This is a genomic window from Palleronia salina, assembly GCF_900141995.1.
GTDB lineage: Bacteria > Pseudomonadota > Alphaproteobacteria > Rhodobacterales > Rhodobacteraceae > Palleronia > Palleronia salina.
In genome coordinates, this window is record NZ_FQZA01000004.1 from 278,327 (window position 1) to 297,395 (window position 19,069).

Here is a 19,069-nt window from a genome sequence, read left to right on the forward strand (position 1 = left end):
GCTGTCGCGATGCGCAGGCACCTAGACGGGGGGCCATGGCGGTCAAATCCGGGGGTTTTCATTTAACGATTCACGGTTAAAGTGTCGCACATGAAAACGCGCTTCGACATCACGGCCCAGCGCGGCCTGCTTCTGCTTCTTACGCGCCTCTGAGCGTGCCTTCCGGCGCGACCGCTCAGGGGTGGACCAGCGCCGGGACGGACAGAAGCAAGCGAAAGACCCCAGGAAAATGACCCACCAGGATTTGAAGAAGGCCGATGACGGCCGCGTGTTGATCTTCGACACAACCTTGCGCGACGGCGAACAGTCGCCCGGCGCCACCATGAGCCACCGCGAAAAGCTGGAAATCGCGTCGATGCTGGACGAGATGGGCGTCGACATCATCGAGGCCGGCTTCCCCATCGCATCGGAAGGCGATTTCGCCGCCGTGTCCGAGATCGCGCGGAACACCAAGAACGCCACGATCTGCGGACTGGCGCGCGCGAACCTCAAGGATATCGACCGCTGCTGGGAGGCGGTGAAGCACGCCAACAGCCCCCGCATCCACACCTTCATCGGAACCTCGCCGCTGCACCGCGCCATCCCGAACCTGACCCAGGACGAGATGGCCGAGCGCATCCACGAAACGGTAACCCACGCCCGCAACCTGTGCGAAAACGTGCAATGGTCGCCCATGGACGCCACCCGGACCGAGTGGGATTTCCTCAAGCGCACGGTCGAGATCGCGATCAGGGCCGGCGCCACCACGATCAACATCCCCGACACGGTGGGCTATACGGCGCCGGCGGAATCGGCCGAGCTGATCCGCCGCCTGATCGCCGAGATCGAGGGCGCCGAGGACGTGATCTTCGCCACCCACTGCCATAACGACCTGGGCATGGCGACGGCGAACTCGCTGGCCGCCGTCGATGGCGGCGCACGCCAGATCGAGTGCACGATCAACGGGCTGGGCGAGCGCGCGGGCAATACCGCGCTGGAAGAGGTCGTGATGGCCCTGCGCGTGCGCAACGACATCATGCCCTATTCGACCGGCGTTGACACCACGAAGATCATGGCGATCTCGCGCCGGGTGGCGACGGTCTCGGGCTTCCCGGTCCAGTTCAACAAGGCGATCGTCGGCAAGAACGCCTTCGCGCATGAATCCGGCATCCACCAGGACGGAATGCTGAAGAACGCCGAGACGTTCGAGATCATGCGCCCCGCCGATGTCGGGTTGGCCGGCACGTCGCTGCCGCTGGGCAAGCACTCGGGCCGCGCCGCCTTGCGGGAAAAGCTGCGCACGCTGGGCTTCGACGTGGCCGACAACCAGCTGAACGACATCTTCGTGCGGTTCAAGGAACTGGCCGACCGCAAGAAAGAGGTCTTCGACGAGGATATCGAGGCTCTGGTCCAGGCCCAGGGCGCGGGCGAGGAGACCATCCAGCTGCAGCACCTGCGCGTGGTCTGCGGCACCGAGGGCCCCCAGACCGCCGACATGACGCTGCTGATCGACGGCGAACAGGCGCATACGGAAACGACCGGCGACGGCCCCGTCGACGCGGCCTTCAACGCGCTGAAGGCATTGGTCTCGCACGACGCCAAGCTGCAGCTCTACCAGGTCAGCGCTGTGACCGAGGGCACGGATGCGCAGGCGACCGTCACGGTCAGGCTGGAAGAGGACGGGCGCATCGTCACCGGCCAGTCCGCCGATACCGATACGGTCGTGGCATCGGTCCGCGCCTATGTCAGCGCGCTGAACCGCTTGCTGGTCAAGCGGGGCCGGACCGGTCCCGGCAACGACACCAAGGTCATCAGCTACCGCGACGTGAGCTGATCCAGCCGACTCGCGCCCGGTTCCCGCGGATCGGGCGCGAAAAAATAACTTTCAATATTGCGACAAGCGCGCATCGGAACGTTTGACTTTTCCGCACAAAGTTTCACTTATCCAACATTAGGGGTGTGTCCGTCACCGCGCTTTCCCGCAGGTGTGGCAAAAATATGCCTGTGGTGCCGGGCACGCCCCTTTCGCCCGTTCCGGCCATCCCCTAAAAGGCGCGGACGGCCCTGACGCCACCCGCGGCGCCGGCCGGTCTTGCGATTTTGGGGATGACGGACATGAGCAGTTTGACGGGGATCTTCTCCTCGGACATGGCCATAGACTTGGGAACGGCGAACACGCTCGTTTACGTGAAGGGCCGCGGCATCGTGCTGAACGAGCCTTCGGTCGTTGCCTTCCATGTTCGCGACGGTCGCAAGCAGGTTCTCGCCGTGGGCGAGGATGCCAAGCTCATGCTGGGCCGCACCCCCGGTTCCATCCAGGCCATCCGGCCCATGCGCGAAGGCGTCATCGCCGATTTCGACGTGGCCGAAGAGATGATCAAGCACTTCATCCGCAAGGTCCACAAGCGCACGACCTTCTCGAAGCCGAAGATAATCGTCTGCGTCCCCCACGGCGCGACGCCGGTCGAGAAGCGCGCGATCCGCCAGTCGGTGATCAGCGCCGGCGCCCGCAAGGCCGGGCTGATCGCCGAACCCATCGCCGCGGCCATCGGGTCGGGCATGCCCATCACAGATCCGACCGGGAGTATGGTCGTCGATATAGGGGGTGGCACCACCGAGGTGGCCGTGTTGAGCCTCGGCGATATCGTTTACGCCCGCAGCGTGCGCGTGGGCGGCGACCGCATGGACGAAGCCATCGTCAGCTACCTGCGACGCCAGCAGAACCTCCTGATCGGCGAGTCGACGGCCGAGCGGATCAAGACCACCATCGGCACCAGCCGCATGCCCGACGACGGGCGCGGAACCGCCATGCAGATCCGGGGCCGCGACCTGCTGAACGGCGTGCCGAAGGAAACCGAGATCAACCAGGCCCAGGTGGCCGAGGCCCTGTCCGAGCCGGTGCAGGCCATCTGCGAGGCGGTGATGATCGCGCTGGAAGCGACACCGCCCGACCTTGCCGCGGACATCGTCGACCGTGGCGTCATGCTGACCGGCGGCGGCGCGCTGCTGGGCGAGCTGGACCTTGCGCTGCGCGAGCAGACCGGCCTCGCCGTGTCCATCGCCGACGAGTCACTGAATTGTGTGGCGCTCGGCACCGGCAAGGCGCTGGAATATGAAAAACAGCTTCGGCATGTGATAGACTACGACAGTTGATCCGCGAAGGACGGCCCCGGCCGCTTGGGCGCCATGGCGACTGATAGACACAACAGCGAAGACTTCACCCGCCCGGTTCGCCGCATCGTGACCGGGGTGGTCGTGGTGTTGCTGCTGGCCGTCTTCCTGTTCTGGCGCATCGACAGCCCCCGGGCCGAGCGGTTCCGCGCCCAGATCGTCGACCAGGTGGTGCCCAGCTTCGACTGGGCGCTGGTCCCGGTCACCAAGCTTGCGGGCATGGTCGAGAACTTCCAGAGCTACACCCGCATCTACGAGCAGAACCAGGAGCTGCGGCGCGAGCTGCAGCAGATGAAGGCGTGGAAAGAGGCGGCCCTGCAGCTCGAACAGGAGAACGCCAAGCTGCTGGACCTGAACAAGGTGCGGCTGGACCCCAAGCTGACCTTCATCACCGGCGTCGTGCTGGCCGACAGCGGGTCGCCCTTCCGGCAGTCGGTGCTGCTGAACCTTGGCGCGCGCGACGGGATCCGCGACGGCTGGGCCGCGACCGACGGGCTGGGCCTCGTGGGTCGCGTTTCGGGCGTTGGCGACAGCTCGGCCCGGGTGATCCTTCTGACCGACAGCAACAGCCGCGTGCCGGTGGCCGTGCAGCCCTCGGGGCAGCGGGCGCTGCTGGCGGGCGACAACTCGTCCCTGCCCCCGCTCGATTTCCTGGAAGAGGCCGAGTCGGTGCGCCCCGGCGACCGCGTGGTCAGCTCGGGCGATGGGGGCGTGCTGCCCGCCGGGTTGCTGGTGGGCCAGGTCGTCCAGGGCGCCGACCGCCGCCTGCGCGTGAGACTGGCCGCCGATTACGAACGGCTCGAGTTCCTGCGCGTGCTGCGCGCCCAGCCCGGCGCCGCCATCGACGACCCCGGCGGATTGGTCGCGCCCTTGCGCGCACCCGACACAGTCGCCGCCGCGCCCGCGTCCGAGGCCGCCGATGGTTGATCCGCTCACCCTCCGGATCTGGGGCTTTCGCCTTTATTTCACGGCCCTCTCGGCGGCGATCCTGTTCGTGCACATCCTGCCCTTCCACATCTCGGCCTCGGCCTTCGTCGGGCCGGACCTGCTGGTGTGCCTGGCCTTCGCCTGGGTCCTGCGGCGGCCGGATTACGTCCCGGTCCTTCTTGTCGCGGCGGTGATCGCCGTGTCGGATATCCTGTTCCTGCGTCCCCTGGGCCTCTGGACCGCGCTGGTCCTGCTGGGCATGGAATTCCTGCGCCCGCGCGGGCACCTGAGCGCCGAGATGCCGTTCCCGGTGGAATGGGCCATGGTGACCGGCACGATCTTCGCGATCTCGCTGCTGAACGCGCTGATCCTGGCCATCGTCATGGTGCCGCAGCCGCCGCTGACCGGCGTTATCGTTCACGCATTCGTGACGGCCGCCGTCTATCCGGTGGTGGTCGCCATCAGTGCCTTCGTCATCGGGGTGCGCCCGCCCGGCCCGGCCGAGCGTGACAGCAGGGGGATCCGCGCATGAAACGCAGCCCGCGCGACACCGAAAGCTCGATGAAGAAGGTCACCCGCCGCGGTGCGGTGCTGGGGGGCCTGCAACTGGGCGTGGCGGGGCTTCTGGGCTGGCGGATGCGGCAGATGCAGGTCGAGCAGGCCGATGCCTTCCGCCTGCTGGCCGAGGAAAACCGCATCAACATGCGGCTCATCGCGCCGGCGCGCGGCCTGATCTTCGATCGCAACGGCATCCCGCTGGCCGAGAACGCCCAGAACTATCGCGTGGTCATCGTGCGCGAGGACGCGGGCGACGTCGACGCGGTGATCGCCAAGCTGCAACAGCTGATCTATCTCGACCCGGTCGAGATCGAGCGGGCGCGGAAAGAGATCATGCGCCGCTCGCCCTTCGTGCCGGTGACCCTGACCGACCAGCGCAGCTGGGAAGACATCGCCACGGTGGCGGTGAATGCCCCCGCCCTGCCCGGCATCACGCCGGACGTGGGCCTGACCCGTAATTATCCCCTGCAAGAGGACTACGCCCACGTGGTGGGCTATGTCGGACCGGTCAGCGACTACGATCTCAGCCGCATCGACGACGACGACCCGCTGTTGCAGATCCCCAAGTTCCAGATCGGCAAGACCGGGGTCGAACAGAAATACGAGCGTGACCTGCGTGGCAAGGCCGGCGCGCGCCGGATCGAGGTGAACGCCGCCGGCCGCGTCATGCGCGAGCTGGGCCGCGACGAGGGCATTTCGGGCGCCGATATCCAGCTGACGGTGGAAAGCCGGCTGCAGAATTTCGTCGAGGCGCGGCTGGCGCTGGGCCTGTCGGCCAGCGCGGTTGTCATGGACACGCGCAACGGCGACCTGCTGGCGGTGGGCAACGCGCCCAGCTTCGACCCCAACAAGTTCGTGCGCGGGATCTCGGTCAGCGACTACGGCGATCTGACCAACAACAAGTATCGCCCGCTCAGCAACAAGGCCGTGCAGGGCGCCTACCCGCCCGGCTCGACCTTCAAGATGATGGTGACCATGGCGGCGCTGGACGCCGGCATGCTGTCGGCGGGCGAGACGTTCTATTGCGGCGGCTACCACGAGCTCGGCAACCGCCGCTTCCATTGCTGGAAACGGGGCGGCCACGGCTGGGTGGATCTCGATAAGTCGTTGCAGCAGTCCTGCGACGTCTACTATTACGAGCTGGCCCAGCGCGTGGGCATCGACAAGATCGCCGAGACCGCGCGCCGCTTCGGCCTCGGCGAACGGTTCGACCTGCCCATGTCGGCGGTCAGCCCCGGCGTCATGCCCGACAAGCAGTGGTTGCGCGAACGCTATGACCAGAGCTGGCGCGTGGGCGACAGCCTGAACGCCTCGATCGGGCAGGGCTACGTGCTGAGCACGCCGTTGCAGCTGGCGGTGATGACCGCGCGGCTGGCCTCGGGTACCAAGATCGAGCCGCGTCTGGTCAAATCCATCGACGGGGTCGAACAGGAGGTGCGGGGCGCCGAGCCGCTGGGCTTCGCCACCGAACACCTGCGCCTCGTTCGCAACGGGATGAACTCCGTCACCAATTCGCGTCGCGGCACCGCCTACGGATCGCGGATCGAGCCCGACAACATGCGCATGGCCGGCAAGACCGGCACCAGCCAGGTGCGCAGTGTCGTCGTGCGCAACCAGGACGTGCCGTGGGAGGAACGCGACCACGCGCTGTTCGTGGGCTACGCGCCGGTCGACAATCCGGGCCTTGCGGTGTCGGTGGTGGTCGAGCATGGCGGCGGAGGATCCTCGGCGGCCGCACCGATCGCGCGCGATATCATGCTCTTCGCGCTCTACGGCGAGATGCCGCCGCTGGAAGGCTATCCCTCGTCCCAGCGCGGGCGGATGGAAACGCTGCTGTCCGAGCTGCCGCTGCGCGACGACTTTCGGCCGTCCGACCGCAGGGGCCGCGCGTGAGCTACCTGGAATACAACGTCAAGACGGTGCCCACCGGCCCGTCCAAGATCCTCTACCTGAACTGGCCGCTGCTGCTTTTGCTGGTCACGGTGGCGTCGGTCGGGTTCCTGATGCTCTACTCGGTGGCGGGCGGGTCGTTGCAGCCCTGGGCCGAGCCGCAGATGAAACGCTTCGCCCTGGGCGTCTTCGCCATGTTCGTGATCGCCATGGTGCCGATCTGGTTCTGGCGCAACATGGCGGGACTGGCCTACGGCGTTTCGCTGGCGCTGCTGCTGGCGGTGGAGTTCTTCGGCGAAACCGGCATGGGCGCGCAACGCTGGATCAACCTGGGTTTCATGCGGCTGCAACCGTCCGAGCTGACGAAGATCACGCTGATCATGATTCTGGCCGCGTATTACGATTGGCTGGACATCCGGAAGACGTCGCGCCCGCTTTGGGTGATCATTCCGCTGATCCTGATCGCGCTGCCCACTTACCTCGTGCTGCGCCAGCCTGACCTCGGCACCTCGATCCTGTTGGTGACCGGCGGCGGCATCGTGATGTTCCTGGCGGGCGTGTCTTGGTGGTACTTCATCGCCGTCATCGGCGCGGGCGTCGGCACGGTCGCCGCGGTCTTCTCGTCCCGCGGGACCGACTGGCAGCTTCTGAAGGACTACCAGTATCGCCGGATCGACACGTTCCTCGACCCCAGCACCGACCCGCTGGGGGCGGGGTACCACATCACCCAGTCGAAGATCGCGCTCGGCTCGGGCGGGTGGACCGGGCGCGGCTTCATGCAAGGTACGCAGTCGCGGCTGAACTTCCTGCCCGAGAAGCACACGGACTTCATCTTCACCACGCTGGCCGAGGAATTCGGCTTCGTGGGCGCGTTCTCGCTGCTGTCGCTTTACGTGCTGGTGGTGTTCTTCTGCGTCGTGTCAGCCATCCGCAACCGCGACCGGTTCGGATCGCTCCTGACGCTGGGGGTCGGCGCGACCTTCTTCCTGTTCTTCGCCGTGAACATGGCCATGGTCATGGGCCTGGCCCCGGTGGTCGGCGTGCCCCTGCCGCTGGTCAGCTACGGCGGGTCCGCGATGCTGGTGCTGATGGTGGGCTTCGGGCTGGCGCAATCGGCCCATGTCCACCGCCCCCGCGGGCGCTGAGGGCTTTGCGGGCGGTCGTCCCGCGTGCGATACTCGACGCGCGGTCAACGAGGTGACGCCATGTCCTATCTGCGCTTTTTTACCAGCCCCATGTCGCGGGGCCGCATCGTGCGATGGATGCTCGAAGAGGTCGGTTGCGCGTACGACACGACGCTGGTGGCCTTCGACGCCCCCCGTCCCGACGTTCTGCTGGCCGCGAACCCCATGGGGAAGGTGCCCACGATCATCCACGGCGACCGGGTGGTGACCGAGGGCGCGGCGATCTGCGCCTACCTTGCCGATGCCTTCCCCGAGGCCGGGCTGGCCCCCGCCCCGCAGGACCGGGCCGATTATTACCGCTGGCTGTTCTTCGCCGCCTCGCCGCTGGAATACGCGGTCACCCACAAGGCGATGGGGCTGGAAATGCCCTCGGATCGCGAGGTCCAGGTGGGTTATGGCAACTATGCCCGGGCGATGGATACGCTCGAGATGGCCGTCAGCGGACGCACCTTCGTGGCAGGCGACAGTTTCAGCGCGGCCGATGTCTATCTCGGCTCGCAGGTGGGCTGGGGGCTGGCCTTCGGCACGATCGAGCCGCGTCCGGCCATCACGGCCTACTGGGCGGGCCTGAAGGACCGGCCGGCCAAGCTGCGGGCCGACCGCATCGACGACGCGCTGATGCCGCAAGACAACCCGGCATGAATAGACCGAATGTCCTCTTCGCCGCCCGGCCCGACCGCTGGGACGAGACGCGCGGCCCGCTCGAAGCCGCACTGGCCGAGGCGGGCGTGGCGGCCGACCTCGCCACCGACCACGCGCCCGACACGGTGGATTACATCGTCTATGCGCCCAACGGCCCGTTGCAGGATTTCTCGCCCTTCACCCGCTGCAAGGCGGTGCTGAACCTCTGGGCAGGGGTCGAGGACGTGGTGGACAACCCGACCCTGACCATGCCGCTGGCGCGCATGGTCGACCCGGGCCTGACCGAGGGGATGGTCGAATACGTCACCGCCCACGTCCTGCGACACCATCTGAACATCGACGCCGACATCACGCGAAAGCCCGGCGACTGGACCCCCGTCACGCCGCCGCTGGCCCGCGACCGCAAGGTGACGGTGCTGGGGCTGGGCGCGCTGGGATCGGCCTGCGCCCGCGCGCTGGCCGGGCTGAACTTCGACGTGGCGGGCTGGAGCCGGTCGCCCAAGGACCTGCCCGGGATCACCTGTTTCCACGGGGACGAGGGTTTGGCCGACGCGCTGGCCCGCAGCCATATCTGCGTCGCGCTGCTGCCCCTGACCCCGGCGACCGAGGACCTGCTGGACGCCGACCGCCTGGCCCGGCTGCCCGAGGGCGCCGTCGTCATCAACCCGGGCCGCGGCGCGCTGGTCGTCGAGGACGCCTTGCTGGCCGCGCTGGACGAGGGCCGGGTGTCCCACGCGACGATGGACGTGTTCCGGACCGAGCCGCTTTCGAAGGAACACCCGTTCTGGCACCACCCTCGGGTGACGGTGACGCCGCACATCGCCTCGGTCTCGCGCCCCGAGAGCTGTGCCAAGGTCATCGCCGAGAACATCCGCCGCGGCGAGGCGGGCGAGCCGTTCCTGCACCTTGTCGATCGGCAGGCGGGATACTGAGCCCGACCCTGGCCTCTGCGCGATAAATCGGAGGCTAGCGCAGCTTGGGCGGCCGATCCGGGTCGGTGCCGGGGGCCGACGGCGCGGCGCGCGGTTCGAACTTCGGCAGGTCGAACCGCAGCCCGTGGCGTGCCAGGCGTGCCGCCATGGGGTCGGAGGCGTCGAAGAAGGCCACGTCCAGCGTCCCGGCTTCGAGCCCCGAGAAGACCAGCGCCTCGCGCACCGCGCGGGCCAGGGCACCGTTCGCTCCGCGGGCCGGGTCGATGAAGGCCAGCATGTGCCCCCGTCCGCCGCCTTCGTAGGTGGTCGCCACCAGGTAGGCCATGCGCGCCAGGCCCGTGGCGGTCGCCAGCTTGGCGTCGAGCGCGCCCAGCAGTTTCTCGGGCAGCCCAGTCGGCGCGGCGATCTCGGTCGGTCGGGCGTCGATCTCGTCGGGGCCGTCGCGCAGGGTGCCGGCCAGCCAGTCGACCGCGTCGGGCGGCATCAGGAAGGACGACGGCGCGACGCCGGGGTTCAGGGCCAGCCCGACCCCCTGCCCCGTCAGCATCGCCGTCAGTGTCCGGCCCGACAACGCCGCGTAGGTCGCCCCGTCATGGGCGAAATCGCCCAGCCGCTCGACCCGGTCGAACACCAGCACGAAGGTCCCCTGCGACGTCTCGAACAGGCGGGGATCCAGCGCGTCACCCTCGGGCTCGGCCGTCAGAAGCAGGTAGAGCTCGGCCGCCGCCACCCGGTCGTAGAAGGTCAGCCGCGCGTCGTCATCGTCTGGCGCGGCCTCCATCGCGGCATGGGCGGTGTCGAGCGGGGTCATCCAAGGGCCTCCTTCACGCGGGCGCGCAACGCCGGCAGCAGATCGGTCTCGAACCACGGGTTGCGCTTCAGCCACGCGGTATTGCGCCACGAGGGGTGCGGCAAGGGAAAGATCCGGGGCGCGTGGTCGCGCCAGGCCTTCACCGTGTCGGTGACCCCGGCGCGTGTGCCGAGGTGCCAGCGCTGCGCGTAACCGCCGATCAGCACCGTGAGATCCACCTGCCCCACATGGTCCAGCGCGGCGTCGCGCCAGGTCCGCGCGCAGATCGCCGGCGGGGGCAGGTCCGAGCCCTTGGCGTCATAGCCCGGAAAACAGAAGGCCATGGGCACGATCGCCACCCGCTCGCGGTCGTAGAACGTGTCCTCGTCCATACCCAGCCAGTCGCGCAACCGCTTGCCCGACTGGTCCCAGAACGGTGTATTGGCCTGGTGGACGCGCATGCCCGGCGCCTGGCTGGCGATCAGCACGCGCGCGCCCCGCCGGAACCACACGACCGGGTTCGGTTCGTGGCAGGTCGCGGTGGTGGCGAAACGGTCGGCGCAGATCTTGCAGGCGGCAAGGCGGTCGGGCAGCGGCGTCATGCTGCCCGATCTAAGCGCTCCGCGGGTCTTGCCAAGATCAGGCGGATTGCAGCGACAGCGCGGTGCCGTTGATGCAGTGCAGCGGCGTGGCGCCGTCGAAGACGATCACATGGCCGAAATGGCTGCCGCAGCGGCGGCAATGGACCTCGATCAGCTCAAGCGGCTCGGGCAGCGCGCCGTTGTAGTCGGTGGTGTCGATGCCCGTCAGCACCGCGTTCGGGATCGCGTGGGTGAAGAAGACGAAGCCGATGGGCAGTTCCTGCCAGTGCTCGGAGCGGTAGACCGGCAGATCGCAGCCCACGCAGTGATAGGTCCCGGGATTGTTTTCCTTGGCGTAGGACGAGGTCCAGTTCGGCTCGGTCCGGCCGTCGCGCAGGATGCTGTATTCGTCTTCGCTGAGTTGCGCGCGCCATTCCTCGGGGCTGCGCCGGATTTCGTAGGTGAAGGCGCCGTCGGCATTGGCGGCGGGCGTGTCCTGGGCGCGTGCGGTTCCCGCGACCAGGGCAGCTCCGCTGGCGCCGCCTGCCAGGAACGCGCGGCGCCCGATATTTCCCGGGACTGACATCTGAAATCTCCGATGAAGTAAAATGGATCAAAGCGAGACTATACCGGAATCGTGTTACTGTCATTTGACACCCGTGGCACCGCGCCGTGATCGTCCGCCTTGCCAGCCCCTTCGGTGGCGACTAGCACCAAGGCGATTTCCCACCGCAAAGGGCCGCCGCCATGTACCGCGTCTGGAACCATGTCCCGACCTACCTGGGCCTTTTGCTGGTGGGCACGGCGGTCGCGCTGACCTGGGCGCAGCTCGACGCGGGCAGCTATGACCGGGTGACTGCCTACCCGCTGCTGTTCAACGGGCTCGTCGGGCAGGACGCGACGGTGTGGTTGCAGACCAGCGGCGCGGCGTTCGGCGTGATCGAGCTGGGCGACGTGACCCGCGTCCTGACGCCGCGCAGCCTGGTGAACGACGCATTGATGGCGCTGTTCTTCTTCATCGCCGGCAAGGAGGTCTGGGAGGCCTCGGTGCTGGACCACGGCGCCTTGCGCGGCGGCGGGGCGCACTTGCCTTTGGTGATGACACTCGGCGGCATGGCCGTGCCGGCGCTGGTCTTTCTGGGGCTGTCGTGGCTGCTGCTGGGCCCGATCGGCGCGGCGGCCGTGGCGCCGGGCTGGGTCGTGCCGATCTCGACCGACCTGGCGCTGAGCTTCGTGGTGGCGCGGGCGATTTTCGGGGCGGGACACCCGGCGCTGCGGCTGCTGCTGCTCATCGCGCTGATGGACGACGCCGTTGCGATGGCGGTGCTGGCCGCGGTCAGCAACCCGCCCGAGATGGCCCCGGGCTGGCTTCTGCTTTCGGTCGCCGCGGCCGGGACCGCCTGGCTGACCTGCAACTGGCTGCCCCGGCGGCTGGACCGCGGCAACGACCTGCAACCGGCGGCCAACGCCCTGCGCCGCAGGCTGGGGCTTTGGCCCTACGCGCTCGCGGGCCTCGTCAGCTGGTTCGCCTTCGCGCGGGCGGGCGTGGCCCCGGCCCTTGGCCTGCTGCCGATCATCCCGGCGCTGCCCCATGCCGACCGGGCCTTCGGGATCTATGCCTCGGCCGAGAAATACCTGCACGATCCGCTGAACGAGGCGGCGCACCGCCTGATGCGCCCGGCGCAGGCGGCGTTGTTGGCCTTCGGCCTGGTGAACATGGGCGTGGTCCTGTCGGACGCCACGGCGCTGAGCGGGCTGGTCCTGGCCGGGTTCGTCCTGGGCAAGCCGCTGGGCCTGGGGCTGGCCTGCCTCCTGGCGCTCGGGGTCCTGAGGATGCGGCTGCCCGGGGGGATCGACCGCCGCACGCTCGCGGTGCTGTGCGTCGTGGCCGGTTGCGGCATCACCCTGCCCGTCGCGCTGTCGGACGCCGTTTTCGCGGGGCCGACGCTGCGCGACGCGGCGGTGCTGGGTGCGCTGGGCTCGCTGGTGACCGCGCCCCTGGCCTGGGTCCTGGCCCGGGCGCTGGGACTGGCTCCCCAGCGGTAACGCCGTGATGTCACAGCGACCGGCGCTTGCCGGGGTGCCCGAACCCTCCCATAATATGGCCGCATTCGGCGCCTAGAGTGGTGCGAACCACGCCGCAATAAGGCTGGACCGGATGCATTGAGGCCGACGACGCGACGATGATCGAATTTAACGACGTCTCGAAGTCCTTCTGGACGGGCAGTCACCGCAAGGTGATCCTCGACCACGCGTCGTTCCGGGTGGAGCTTGGCCATTCGCTGGGGATCCTGGCCCCCAACGGGACGGGCAAGACCACGCTGATCAACATGATGGCGGGGCTCGAGAAACCGGACGAGGGGTCAATCCGGCGCACGAGCCGGATCTCGTTCCCGCTGGGCTTCATGGGCGGTGTCGTGAACCGGCTGTCGGGCCGCGAGAACGCGCGGTTCATCGCCAAGCTCTACGGGCTCGACCCCGACTACCTCGAAGCCTTCTGCCGCTGGCTGTGCGGATTGGGCGAATATTTCGACATGCCGGTGGGCACGTACTCGGCCGGGATGCGGTCGCGGCTGAGCTTCGCTTTGTTGCTGGCGCTGGATTTCGACATCTACCTGATCGACGAGGGGATGCCCTCGACCATGGATGCCGAGTTCAACCGAAAGGCGGGTGACATCCTGCGCGAAAGGCTGGAGGACGCGACCATCGTCGTGGTCAGCCACCAGCCCGAGATTCTCGAGAAATTCTGCCGCTCTGCGGCGGTGCTGATGAACGGGACATTGCACCAGTTCGACACCCTGGAAGAGGCGAAGCGTCTTTATGACTACGAAACCCAAAGCTAAGAAGTTTCGCATCCGCAAGTCGAGCCCGCTGGCCAGCGCCGCGGCGGCGAGCGACGGACAGACCCCGGCGAACGCGCAGGGCACCCCGGGGACGTCCGCACAGGGCGCTGCACCTTCGTCGCCGGAGCCGCGCCAGCGCCCCGTCGCCACGGTGCGGCCCGCCGAAACCGGCCGTGCGCCCACGAGCGATCCCGCCGACCGTGGCGACGCGGCCCCCCGCCCCATGCGCGACGCCTTCCCCGCCGCGGCCGCCCGCAAGCAATCCCGCGCCGACACACCGCCCGCCGATATCGATCCGCCCTCGCAGGTCGCCGCCGAAACCGACCTGGCCGCCATCCGAAAGGAAGGGCTGACCGGGCGACAGCTGCGCATGGCGCGGCGGCTGGCGCAGAAGCACGACATCGCGGCCACGTCGGATTTCGACGCGGTGCGCCAGCTGCGCAAGCGCGGCATCGACCCGTTCGAACGCGCCACCATGCTGGAACTGGTGGTCCCGGACGCCCGCCGCAGCGCCGACGCCGCGCCGGACAAGGTCCAGCTTCCGCAGACCGTGGCGCGCGACAAGCTTCCCGCGACCGAGACCGACCGGTTCCGCCACGAGCGCGGCGCCCGGCGCACCGACGAGATCCAGGCGATCCAGCGCGACATCGCCAAACGTCGTCGCCGCAAGCTGGCGTTGCTGACCGCCCGGCTGGCCTTCTTCGTGGCGCTGCCAACGCTGATCGCGGGCTACTACTACTTCAAGGTGGCGACGCCCATGTACGCCACCCAGACCGAATTCGTGATCCAGCAGGCCGAGGCCTCGGGCGGCGGCGGGCTGGGGGGCCTGTTCTCGGGCACCGGGTTCGCCACCTCGCAGGACAGCATCGCGGTGCAAAGCTACCTCATGTCCCGCGACGCCATGATGCGCCTGAACGAGGACGCCGATTTCCGCGCGCATTTCAGCCAGGACTTCATCGATCCGATCCAGCGGCTTCCCGAGGACGCCAGCATGGAACAGACCTATGCCATGTACGAGGACGTGGTCGAAATCGGCTACGACCCCACCGAGGGCATCGTGAAGATGGAGGTCATCGCCGCCGATCCGCAGACGAGCGCGGAATATTCCCGCCGGCTGATCGACTACGCCGAGGAACGCGTCGACAACCTGACCCAGCGGCTGCGCGGCGACCAGATGGCCGACGCCCGCGCCAGCTTCGACGAGGCCGAGGCCAAGATGCTGGCCGCCCAGAACCGCGTTCTGGAGCTGCAGGAACGGCTGGGTGTGCTGGATCCCGCGGCCGAGTCCGGCTCGGTCATGGGCCAGATCACCACCTTCGAGACGCAGCTGCGCGAGAAGCAGATCGAGCGGCAGTCGATCCTGGCCAACCGGCGCCCCAACCAGGCGCGGCTGGCCGGTGTCGAGGGCGAGATCCAACGCCTGCAGGCCGTGGTCGACGACCTGCGGTCGCAGATGACCGATGGCTCGGGCAGCGCCGCGTCGCTGGCGCGCGTGTCGGCCGAGCTGCGCATCGCCGAAACCGACCTGGCCACGCGCACCACCCTGATGCAGCAGGCCCTGCAGCAGCTGGAAACCGCCCGGCTCGAGGCGAACCGCCAGACCCGATACCTGTCGCTGGGCGTGACGCCGGTCGCCCCGGACGAGCCCAGCTATCCGCGTGCCTTCGAGAACACGCTGCTGGCGTTCCTGGTCTTCGCCGGGCTTTACCTGCTGCTGTCACTGACGGCCTCGATCCTGCGCGAACAGGTCTCGGCCTAGGCCAGACCCCGGCCGGCCGGAAACGGGGGGCACGGGCCAGCATCGCCCCGCCCCGCGCCGCGGGATCGCCGCCCGGGCCGGGGCGGTCCGCTTCGCATCGCAGGTGGAGGCGCGGCGCTTTGGAAGGCCGGACCCGGGTCCCTTATTGGCCGATCCGGGTCCGTGAGACCACTTCAGGATTTCGCCAGTTTCCCGACCGGACCCCCTTGCGTCCCCCGCACGCCCTGCCTAAAAGCACTCTCGCGTTGGGGTGTAGCCAAGCGGTAAGGCAGCGGTTTTTGGTACCGTGTACCGTAGGTTCGAATCCTACCACCCCAGCCATGTTTTCCTCCCAGACGCGAAAAGCCCAAGAAAATAGGGTCGACCGGTCCCGGTCGCAAAACGCTGTGTCACACACCGCACAGACTGTGACACAAGCTGTGACACAAAGCGCGCCGCGCAAGGACCCGCCGTCAGCCGAGGCCGGTCGGTCCCGGTCAGGTCCCCATGGCGCCCGGCGCCGACCGGCTGGCCCCTATCTCCAGCGCCGCGGTCGAATCTTTTACTTCCGAAAGCGCTTACCCAACGTCATCGCGAAAAAGGCCCGGCAAAAGTTTTTCTGTCTCTCGCTTCGAACCGCTCTACTGCCCGAGGCGATGAGCCGGGCGGCTCGTCTCCTCGCAACCTTGGAACGCGAAGAGACCAGACTGATGACCGACCAGACATTCCAGCAGATGCCCGCCGAGGAGATCACCCTTCTCCTGACCGAAAGCCTGCGCGCCGAACTCGCGCGCATTGTCCTCGACCAGGACACCGCCGCGATCCTCGAGGACGACGAGATTGACGCGCGTATCACGCTCCTCGAGCAGGAGACCCTGACGCTCAAGCGGCGTGCCCGCCGCGGCGACTTCTCCAAGGTCGACGACACGCTGCGCCAGGCGGCAGACGCTTTGGGCATCCGCCTGCCGACAACGATCCCGAACGATCTCGGACGGCGCGCCGTCGATCTTGTCCGCGAGCTGAAGGAGATCGAGACCAGCGCGCTCGATGGCGAGGATGCCCGCACGACCGCCGCACCGGTCGTGGCCCGTTTCGGGGCCGAGACCGTGGATCGCTTCCTCGAGAGCCGCACCGTGCGCCTCTCCGACGCTTGGGAACGGGCGCTGAAGCGCCATCCGACGAAGAGCATGAAGGGCAACATCGACGCGATCGCACGGATCGCGATCGAGTTCTTCGGGGACATTCCCGTGTCGATGATCACGCGGCTTCGGCAGGAGGAGTTCGTCGCCTGGATGGCGCGGCTGCCCAAGACGCAGGGCCGGAGCCACGGCAAGAACCGGTTCACAGAGCGGGCAAAGCGCAACGGGCGTCCCGTCAAAGAGCGGCCACAGCTCACCAAGCAGGACGAGATCGACATCGCCGATGCCAAGGACGAGGCCATTACCGAGGAGATCCGCGCGCGCACGGATATCTGCGACCTGGAGAAGCGCGCACTGCTGGTGGAGAAACTCGTCCCTCGCCTGACCATGACGACGATCCGACGCAATCGCGACGGGCTCAAACGGATGTTCAAGGCGGCGCAGGATCTCGGCTGCCACGACGTGCCGGAGGTCCTCTCCTACAAGGAGGTCGCTCGTGCGATCGAGGCCGCTGCGCCAAATGACCCGCTCTACATTCGTGTCTTGCCGTGAACGGCGTTCCTGACGCGCCCGCAGAGCTCCCGTGAAGTGCTCAATCGCCCGCCGCCCATCTTCGGCGTATTGCTTATATGTCTGTTGGGACAAACCTTCCCGCGCGATCCGCTCCAGAATAGGAGCGGAGCGAGGATCGAACTTGGGCATCCAGTGCCGGTAGGTTTCCAGACAGATCAGATCTTGCCGTAGGTCATGCTTCCTTTGGCGCGCTACTATATCGCACGCCTTCTCAAGATTTTTGCCATACTGACGAACGGTCGTCTTTTCACTAGCTTTACAGAATTCAATCACGTCCTGGATGATAGGCTCCGACATCGGCGATCTCCTTTTGATTATCGAGCGTTAGTGGGAAGATTGGCCGTTCCTGAGCAGCCGGTAACGAAAGGTCGTTCGCTTCCCGGTGCCGAAAGCGAACGACATGTTATTATTTTGGTTATTGCTGTGCGGAATCATCGTTCCTGCGCACGATATCCGCAAAAACGTTATTCCGCCCTGCCGCCACGCTCGAATTGTCATTGGTATCTTCTGGATTTTCTGAGACTCGAACGAAGGCTGGCGGCTCTCTGCCTTCCGCCAGCGCGTTAACGACGCAGGGCATCCAGCGGCGCGATCGTGGCGCCGCTCCGCCTTCCGAAATCTCCGAGAGCTGGACGCCACACGGATAGCCAAACGTGCCGTTTCTGATTTTGCCCCGGACCGTGCTTGCTGGCGCATTGATCCTGCGCGAGAGCCATGTGACGCCCTCAAGTGGCCGCCGCAGGTAATCCCGATCTAAGCTATCGCGCGGGTCGATTCCGAGTATTTTGCGATACACTTCTGCCTCCGGGAAGCGTCCGTCGATGGCCCGGAGCCCAAACCTTTCGGCGATAGAAGCTACGGAATTGCGGCTGACCCCCAGCCAGAGTTCTAGCTCGCCAGCATTAAAAATCCGGGCGAACGAAGCTTGAAATATTTACGTTTTGTCCTGCTCTGCGTCATCTGCATCTCCTTTTTCGGGAGATGGGTCCGGATACATGAACAAAAAACGCTTAATTGCTCGGGCTGCTCGCCACCTTCGGATAACCCGGAGTGTCCTATTATCCTCCGTCCGGCGCAGACACTCAACGCTTCCTGCGCACTCCGGTGCAATTCGGAGGCAAGCAGTCTACACTCCGCCCGTGGATCGCTACGAGTTCATTGAGCGTATAGCAGGCGGATGAGAATGCTCGGCGCTTTTCCGCGGGTAACACAGCGAGTCGTTCCGCAAACCAGTCCCGCGTCAGATCACGGAGCGAAAGACCTTCGGCTTTCGCCGGTGTAGAGACTGCGGCGAGGTTCATCACTCTCGCTGGTGTCAAAGTCTCAGACTTCCTCGCGAGTGCTCTGAGTTCAATCCACCTGCGTTCGACCGGTGAGATATTGGACGGAAGGCCCTGGCCTCCGCGAGAGATGATGAACCGCGAAAGCTCCCTAATGTAGCCCTCGTAGGTCTTCTGGGACGGCCGCTTGGTACCAAACGTTTCGGTGCGGAGCGCACTGAGCTCTTGCAGCCGATTCCGCGAAAGAAATTCCCCGATGCCTGGATCGTCCCCGACCGTGAAGACACCTCCCAGAAGAGCCATGCGCCAAGAAAATGCAATGGCTGACCTGACCCGACGCGTCTCCCCATCTGCAACCGTTTGCAGCTGCGGGTCGAGAGGATACTGAGTGCCGTGATCGCTGGGTTTCGGCAAAGTGCCGATCTTGCACATGGGGAGAAGTTCCGTGCGACGTGCTAGACCGTCCTTTTGCAAAGCATCAAGGGCGCCTAGCCTGAGCTGCCCCAACCGAGTGGTCCAGGTTGATTGTTAGTGCATCGCTGGTCGCCGGTCGACGGCTATGATGCTCTCCGGCGCCGGAGGCCTGTAGCCCAAGGCGCTGTGGGGCCGGACGGTATTGTAGTGGCGACGCCACCGCTCGATGAGGATCTGGGCCTCACGGAGCGAATAGAAAACCTCTCCGTCGAGCAGCTCGTTGCGGAATCGAGCGTTGAAGCTTTCGCAGTAGCCGTTCTCCCAAGGTGAGCCAGGCTCGATGTAGGCGGTCTTGGCACCGACGGCGCCGATCCAGTCGCGGACCTTCAGAGCAACAAATTCGGCACCGTTGTCGGACCTTATAAACT

The 19,069-nt window shown here is 66.7% G+C and carries 16 protein-coding genes, 1 tRNA gene and 1 pseudogene; 14 read left to right on the forward strand and 4 right to left on the reverse strand.

The window, feature by feature from the left end; genetic code table 11:
- Positions 1 to 229: 229 nt before the first annotated feature.
- The 8 genes from BUB76_RS08590 (at position 230) to BUB76_RS08625 (ending at position 9,283) form a co-directional block, all read left to right on the forward strand.
- Positions 230 to 1,813 carry a 2-isopropylmalate synthase gene (locus tag BUB76_RS08590; RefSeq protein WP_073128346.1) on the forward strand — a complete coding sequence of 528 codons (1,584 nt, stop codon included), beginning with the start codon at positions 230 to 232 and terminating at the stop codon, positions 1,811 to 1,813.
- A gap of 281 nt (positions 1,814 to 2,094) precedes the next feature.
- Positions 2,095 to 3,132: a rod shape-determining protein gene (locus BUB76_RS08595; RefSeq protein ID WP_091845486.1), complete on the forward strand. Its 1,038-nt coding sequence runs from the start codon at positions 2,095 to 2,097 to the stop codon at positions 3,130 to 3,132.
- A gap of 33 nt (positions 3,133 to 3,165) precedes the next feature.
- Complete coding sequence (gene mreC / locus BUB76_RS08600; protein WP_073128348.1) at positions 3,166 to 4,077, forward strand: rod shape-determining protein MreC; 912 nt, start codon at positions 3,166 to 3,168, stop codon at positions 4,075 to 4,077.
- Complete coding sequence (locus BUB76_RS08605; RefSeq protein ID WP_073128349.1) at positions 4,070 to 4,609, forward strand: hypothetical protein; 540 nt, start codon at positions 4,070 to 4,072, stop codon at positions 4,607 to 4,609. Before mreC ends, BUB76_RS08605 begins: the two co-directional genes overlap by 8 nt.
- A complete protein-coding gene (gene mrdA / locus BUB76_RS08610; RefSeq protein ID WP_073128350.1) occupies positions 4,606 to 6,528 on the forward strand; it encodes a penicillin-binding protein 2 in 1,923 nt (640 codons plus the stop codon). The genes BUB76_RS08605 and mrdA overlap by 4 nt, the downstream gene beginning before the upstream one ends.
- A complete protein-coding gene (rodA, locus tag BUB76_RS08615; protein ID WP_073128351.1) occupies positions 6,525 to 7,670 on the forward strand; it encodes a rod shape-determining protein RodA in 1,146 nt (381 codons plus the stop codon). Before mrdA ends, rodA begins: the two co-directional genes overlap by 4 nt.
- Before the next feature lie 60 nt (positions 7,671 to 7,730).
- Positions 7,731 to 8,351 carry a glutathione S-transferase family protein gene (locus tag BUB76_RS08620; protein ID WP_073128352.1) on the forward strand — a complete coding sequence of 207 codons (621 nt, stop codon included), beginning with the start codon at positions 7,731 to 7,733 and terminating at the stop codon, positions 8,349 to 8,351.
- Positions 8,348 to 9,283, forward strand: coding sequence for a 2-hydroxyacid dehydrogenase (locus BUB76_RS08625; RefSeq protein WP_073128353.1), 936 nt, complete (start codon positions 8,348 to 8,350; stop codon positions 9,281 to 9,283). Before BUB76_RS08620 ends, BUB76_RS08625 begins: the two co-directional genes overlap by 4 nt.
- Before the next feature lie 34 nt (positions 9,284 to 9,317).
- Here the strand turns inward: BUB76_RS08625 and BUB76_RS08630 are convergent, their stop codons facing one another.
- Genes BUB76_RS08630 through BUB76_RS08640 form a run of 3 tightly spaced genes read right to left on the reverse strand, consistent with a single transcriptional unit; the run spans position 9,318 to position 11,240 of the window.
- Positions 9,318 to 10,094, reverse strand: coding sequence for an SseB family protein (locus BUB76_RS08630; protein WP_073128354.1), 777 nt, complete (start codon positions 10,092 to 10,094; stop codon positions 9,318 to 9,320).
- Positions 10,091 to 10,675, reverse strand: coding sequence for a uracil-DNA glycosylase family protein (locus BUB76_RS08635; protein ID WP_073128355.1), 585 nt, complete (start codon positions 10,673 to 10,675; stop codon positions 10,091 to 10,093). The genes BUB76_RS08630 and BUB76_RS08635 overlap by 4 nt, the downstream gene beginning before the upstream one ends.
- Positions 10,676 to 10,712: 37 nt before the next feature.
- Positions 10,713 to 11,240, reverse strand: coding sequence for a peptide-methionine (R)-S-oxide reductase (locus BUB76_RS08640; protein WP_084140597.1), 528 nt, complete (start codon positions 11,238 to 11,240; stop codon positions 10,713 to 10,715).
- A 161-nt stretch (positions 11,241 to 11,401) separates the two neighbouring features.
- On the opposite strand from BUB76_RS08640, the gene BUB76_RS08645 reads away from it, so the two are divergent.
- From BUB76_RS08645 to BUB76_RS08665, 6 genes and pseudogenes are all read left to right on the forward strand, one after another.
- Complete coding sequence (locus tag BUB76_RS08645; RefSeq protein WP_073128356.1) at positions 11,402 to 12,700, forward strand: Na+/H+ antiporter NhaA; 1,299 nt, start codon at positions 11,402 to 11,404, stop codon at positions 12,698 to 12,700.
- 137 nt (positions 12,701 to 12,837) lie between these two features.
- Positions 12,838 to 13,497 carry an ABC transporter ATP-binding protein gene (locus tag BUB76_RS08650; protein WP_073128357.1) on the forward strand — a complete coding sequence of 220 codons (660 nt, stop codon included), beginning with the start codon at positions 12,838 to 12,840 and terminating at the stop codon, positions 13,495 to 13,497.
- Positions 13,475 to 15,256: a KpsE/RkpR family capsule polysaccharide export protein gene (locus BUB76_RS08655; RefSeq protein ID WP_073128358.1), complete on the forward strand. Its 1,782-nt coding sequence runs from the start codon at positions 13,475 to 13,477 to the stop codon at positions 15,254 to 15,256. Before BUB76_RS08650 ends, BUB76_RS08655 begins: the two co-directional genes overlap by 23 nt.
- A 246-nt stretch (positions 15,257 to 15,502) precedes the next feature.
- Positions 15,503 to 15,577: transfer RNA gene (locus BUB76_RS08660), tRNA-Gln, on the forward strand.
- Positions 15,577 to 15,921 (forward strand): annotated as a pseudogene (locus BUB76_RS18330) (DUF6538 domain-containing protein); the annotation flags it as partial. The gene BUB76_RS08660 and the pseudogene BUB76_RS18330, both read left to right, overlap by 1 nt.
- 24 nt (positions 15,922 to 15,945) lie before the next feature.
- Positions 15,946 to 16,926, forward strand: a complete 981-nt coding sequence (locus tag BUB76_RS08665; protein ID WP_073128359.1) for a hypothetical protein — start codon at positions 15,946 to 15,948, stop codon at positions 16,924 to 16,926.
- Between the two features lie 1,829 nt (positions 16,927 to 18,755).
- On the opposite strand, the gene BUB76_RS08670 is transcribed toward BUB76_RS08665, so the two are convergent.
- The coding region (locus BUB76_RS08670) for an integrase core domain-containing protein (protein WP_139250819.1) at positions 18,756 to 19,069 on the reverse strand (314 nt) is incomplete at its 5' end.

Excerpts from the sequence above, each read along its gene's own strand:
- BUB76_RS08590 (WP_073128346.1), top strand. The coding sequence starts at position 230 with ATGACCCACCAGGATTTGAAGAAGGCCGATGACGGCCGCGTGTTGATC.
- BUB76_RS08595 (WP_091845486.1), top strand. The coding sequence starts at position 2,095 with ATGAGCAGTTTGACGGGGATCTTCTCCTCGGACATGGCCATAGACTTG.
- mreC (WP_073128348.1), top strand. The coding sequence starts at position 3,166 with ATGGCGACTGATAGACACAACAGCGAAGACTTCACCCGCCCGGTTCGC.
- BUB76_RS08605 (WP_073128349.1), top strand. The coding sequence starts at position 4,070 with ATGGTTGATCCGCTCACCCTCCGGATCTGGGGCTTTCGCCTTTATTTC.
- mrdA (WP_073128350.1), top strand. The coding sequence starts at position 4,606 with ATGAAACGCAGCCCGCGCGACACCGAAAGCTCGATGAAGAAGGTCACC.
- BUB76_RS08620 (WP_073128352.1), top strand. The coding sequence starts at position 7,731 with ATGTCCTATCTGCGCTTTTTTACCAGCCCCATGTCGCGGGGCCGCATC.
- BUB76_RS08625 (WP_073128353.1), top strand. The coding sequence starts at position 8,348 with ATGAATAGACCGAATGTCCTCTTCGCCGCCCGGCCCGACCGCTGGGAC.
- BUB76_RS08630 (WP_073128354.1), bottom strand. The coding sequence starts at position 10,094 with ATGACCCCGCTCGACACCGCCCATGCCGCGATGGAGGCCGCGCCAGAC.
- BUB76_RS08635 (WP_073128355.1), bottom strand. The coding sequence starts at position 10,675 with ATGACGCCGCTGCCCGACCGCCTTGCCGCCTGCAAGATCTGCGCCGAC.
- BUB76_RS08640 (WP_084140597.1), bottom strand. The coding sequence starts at position 11,240 with ATGTCAGTCCCGGGAAATATCGGGCGCCGCGCGTTCCTGGCAGGCGGC.
- BUB76_RS08645 (WP_073128356.1), top strand. The coding sequence starts at position 11,402 with ATGTACCGCGTCTGGAACCATGTCCCGACCTACCTGGGCCTTTTGCTG.
- BUB76_RS08650 (WP_073128357.1), top strand. The coding sequence starts at position 12,838 with ATGATCGAATTTAACGACGTCTCGAAGTCCTTCTGGACGGGCAGTCAC.
- BUB76_RS08655 (WP_073128358.1), top strand. The coding sequence starts at position 13,475 with ATGACTACGAAACCCAAAGCTAAGAAGTTTCGCATCCGCAAGTCGAGC.
- BUB76_RS08665 (WP_073128359.1), top strand. The coding sequence starts at position 15,946 with ATGACCGACCAGACATTCCAGCAGATGCCCGCCGAGGAGATCACCCTT.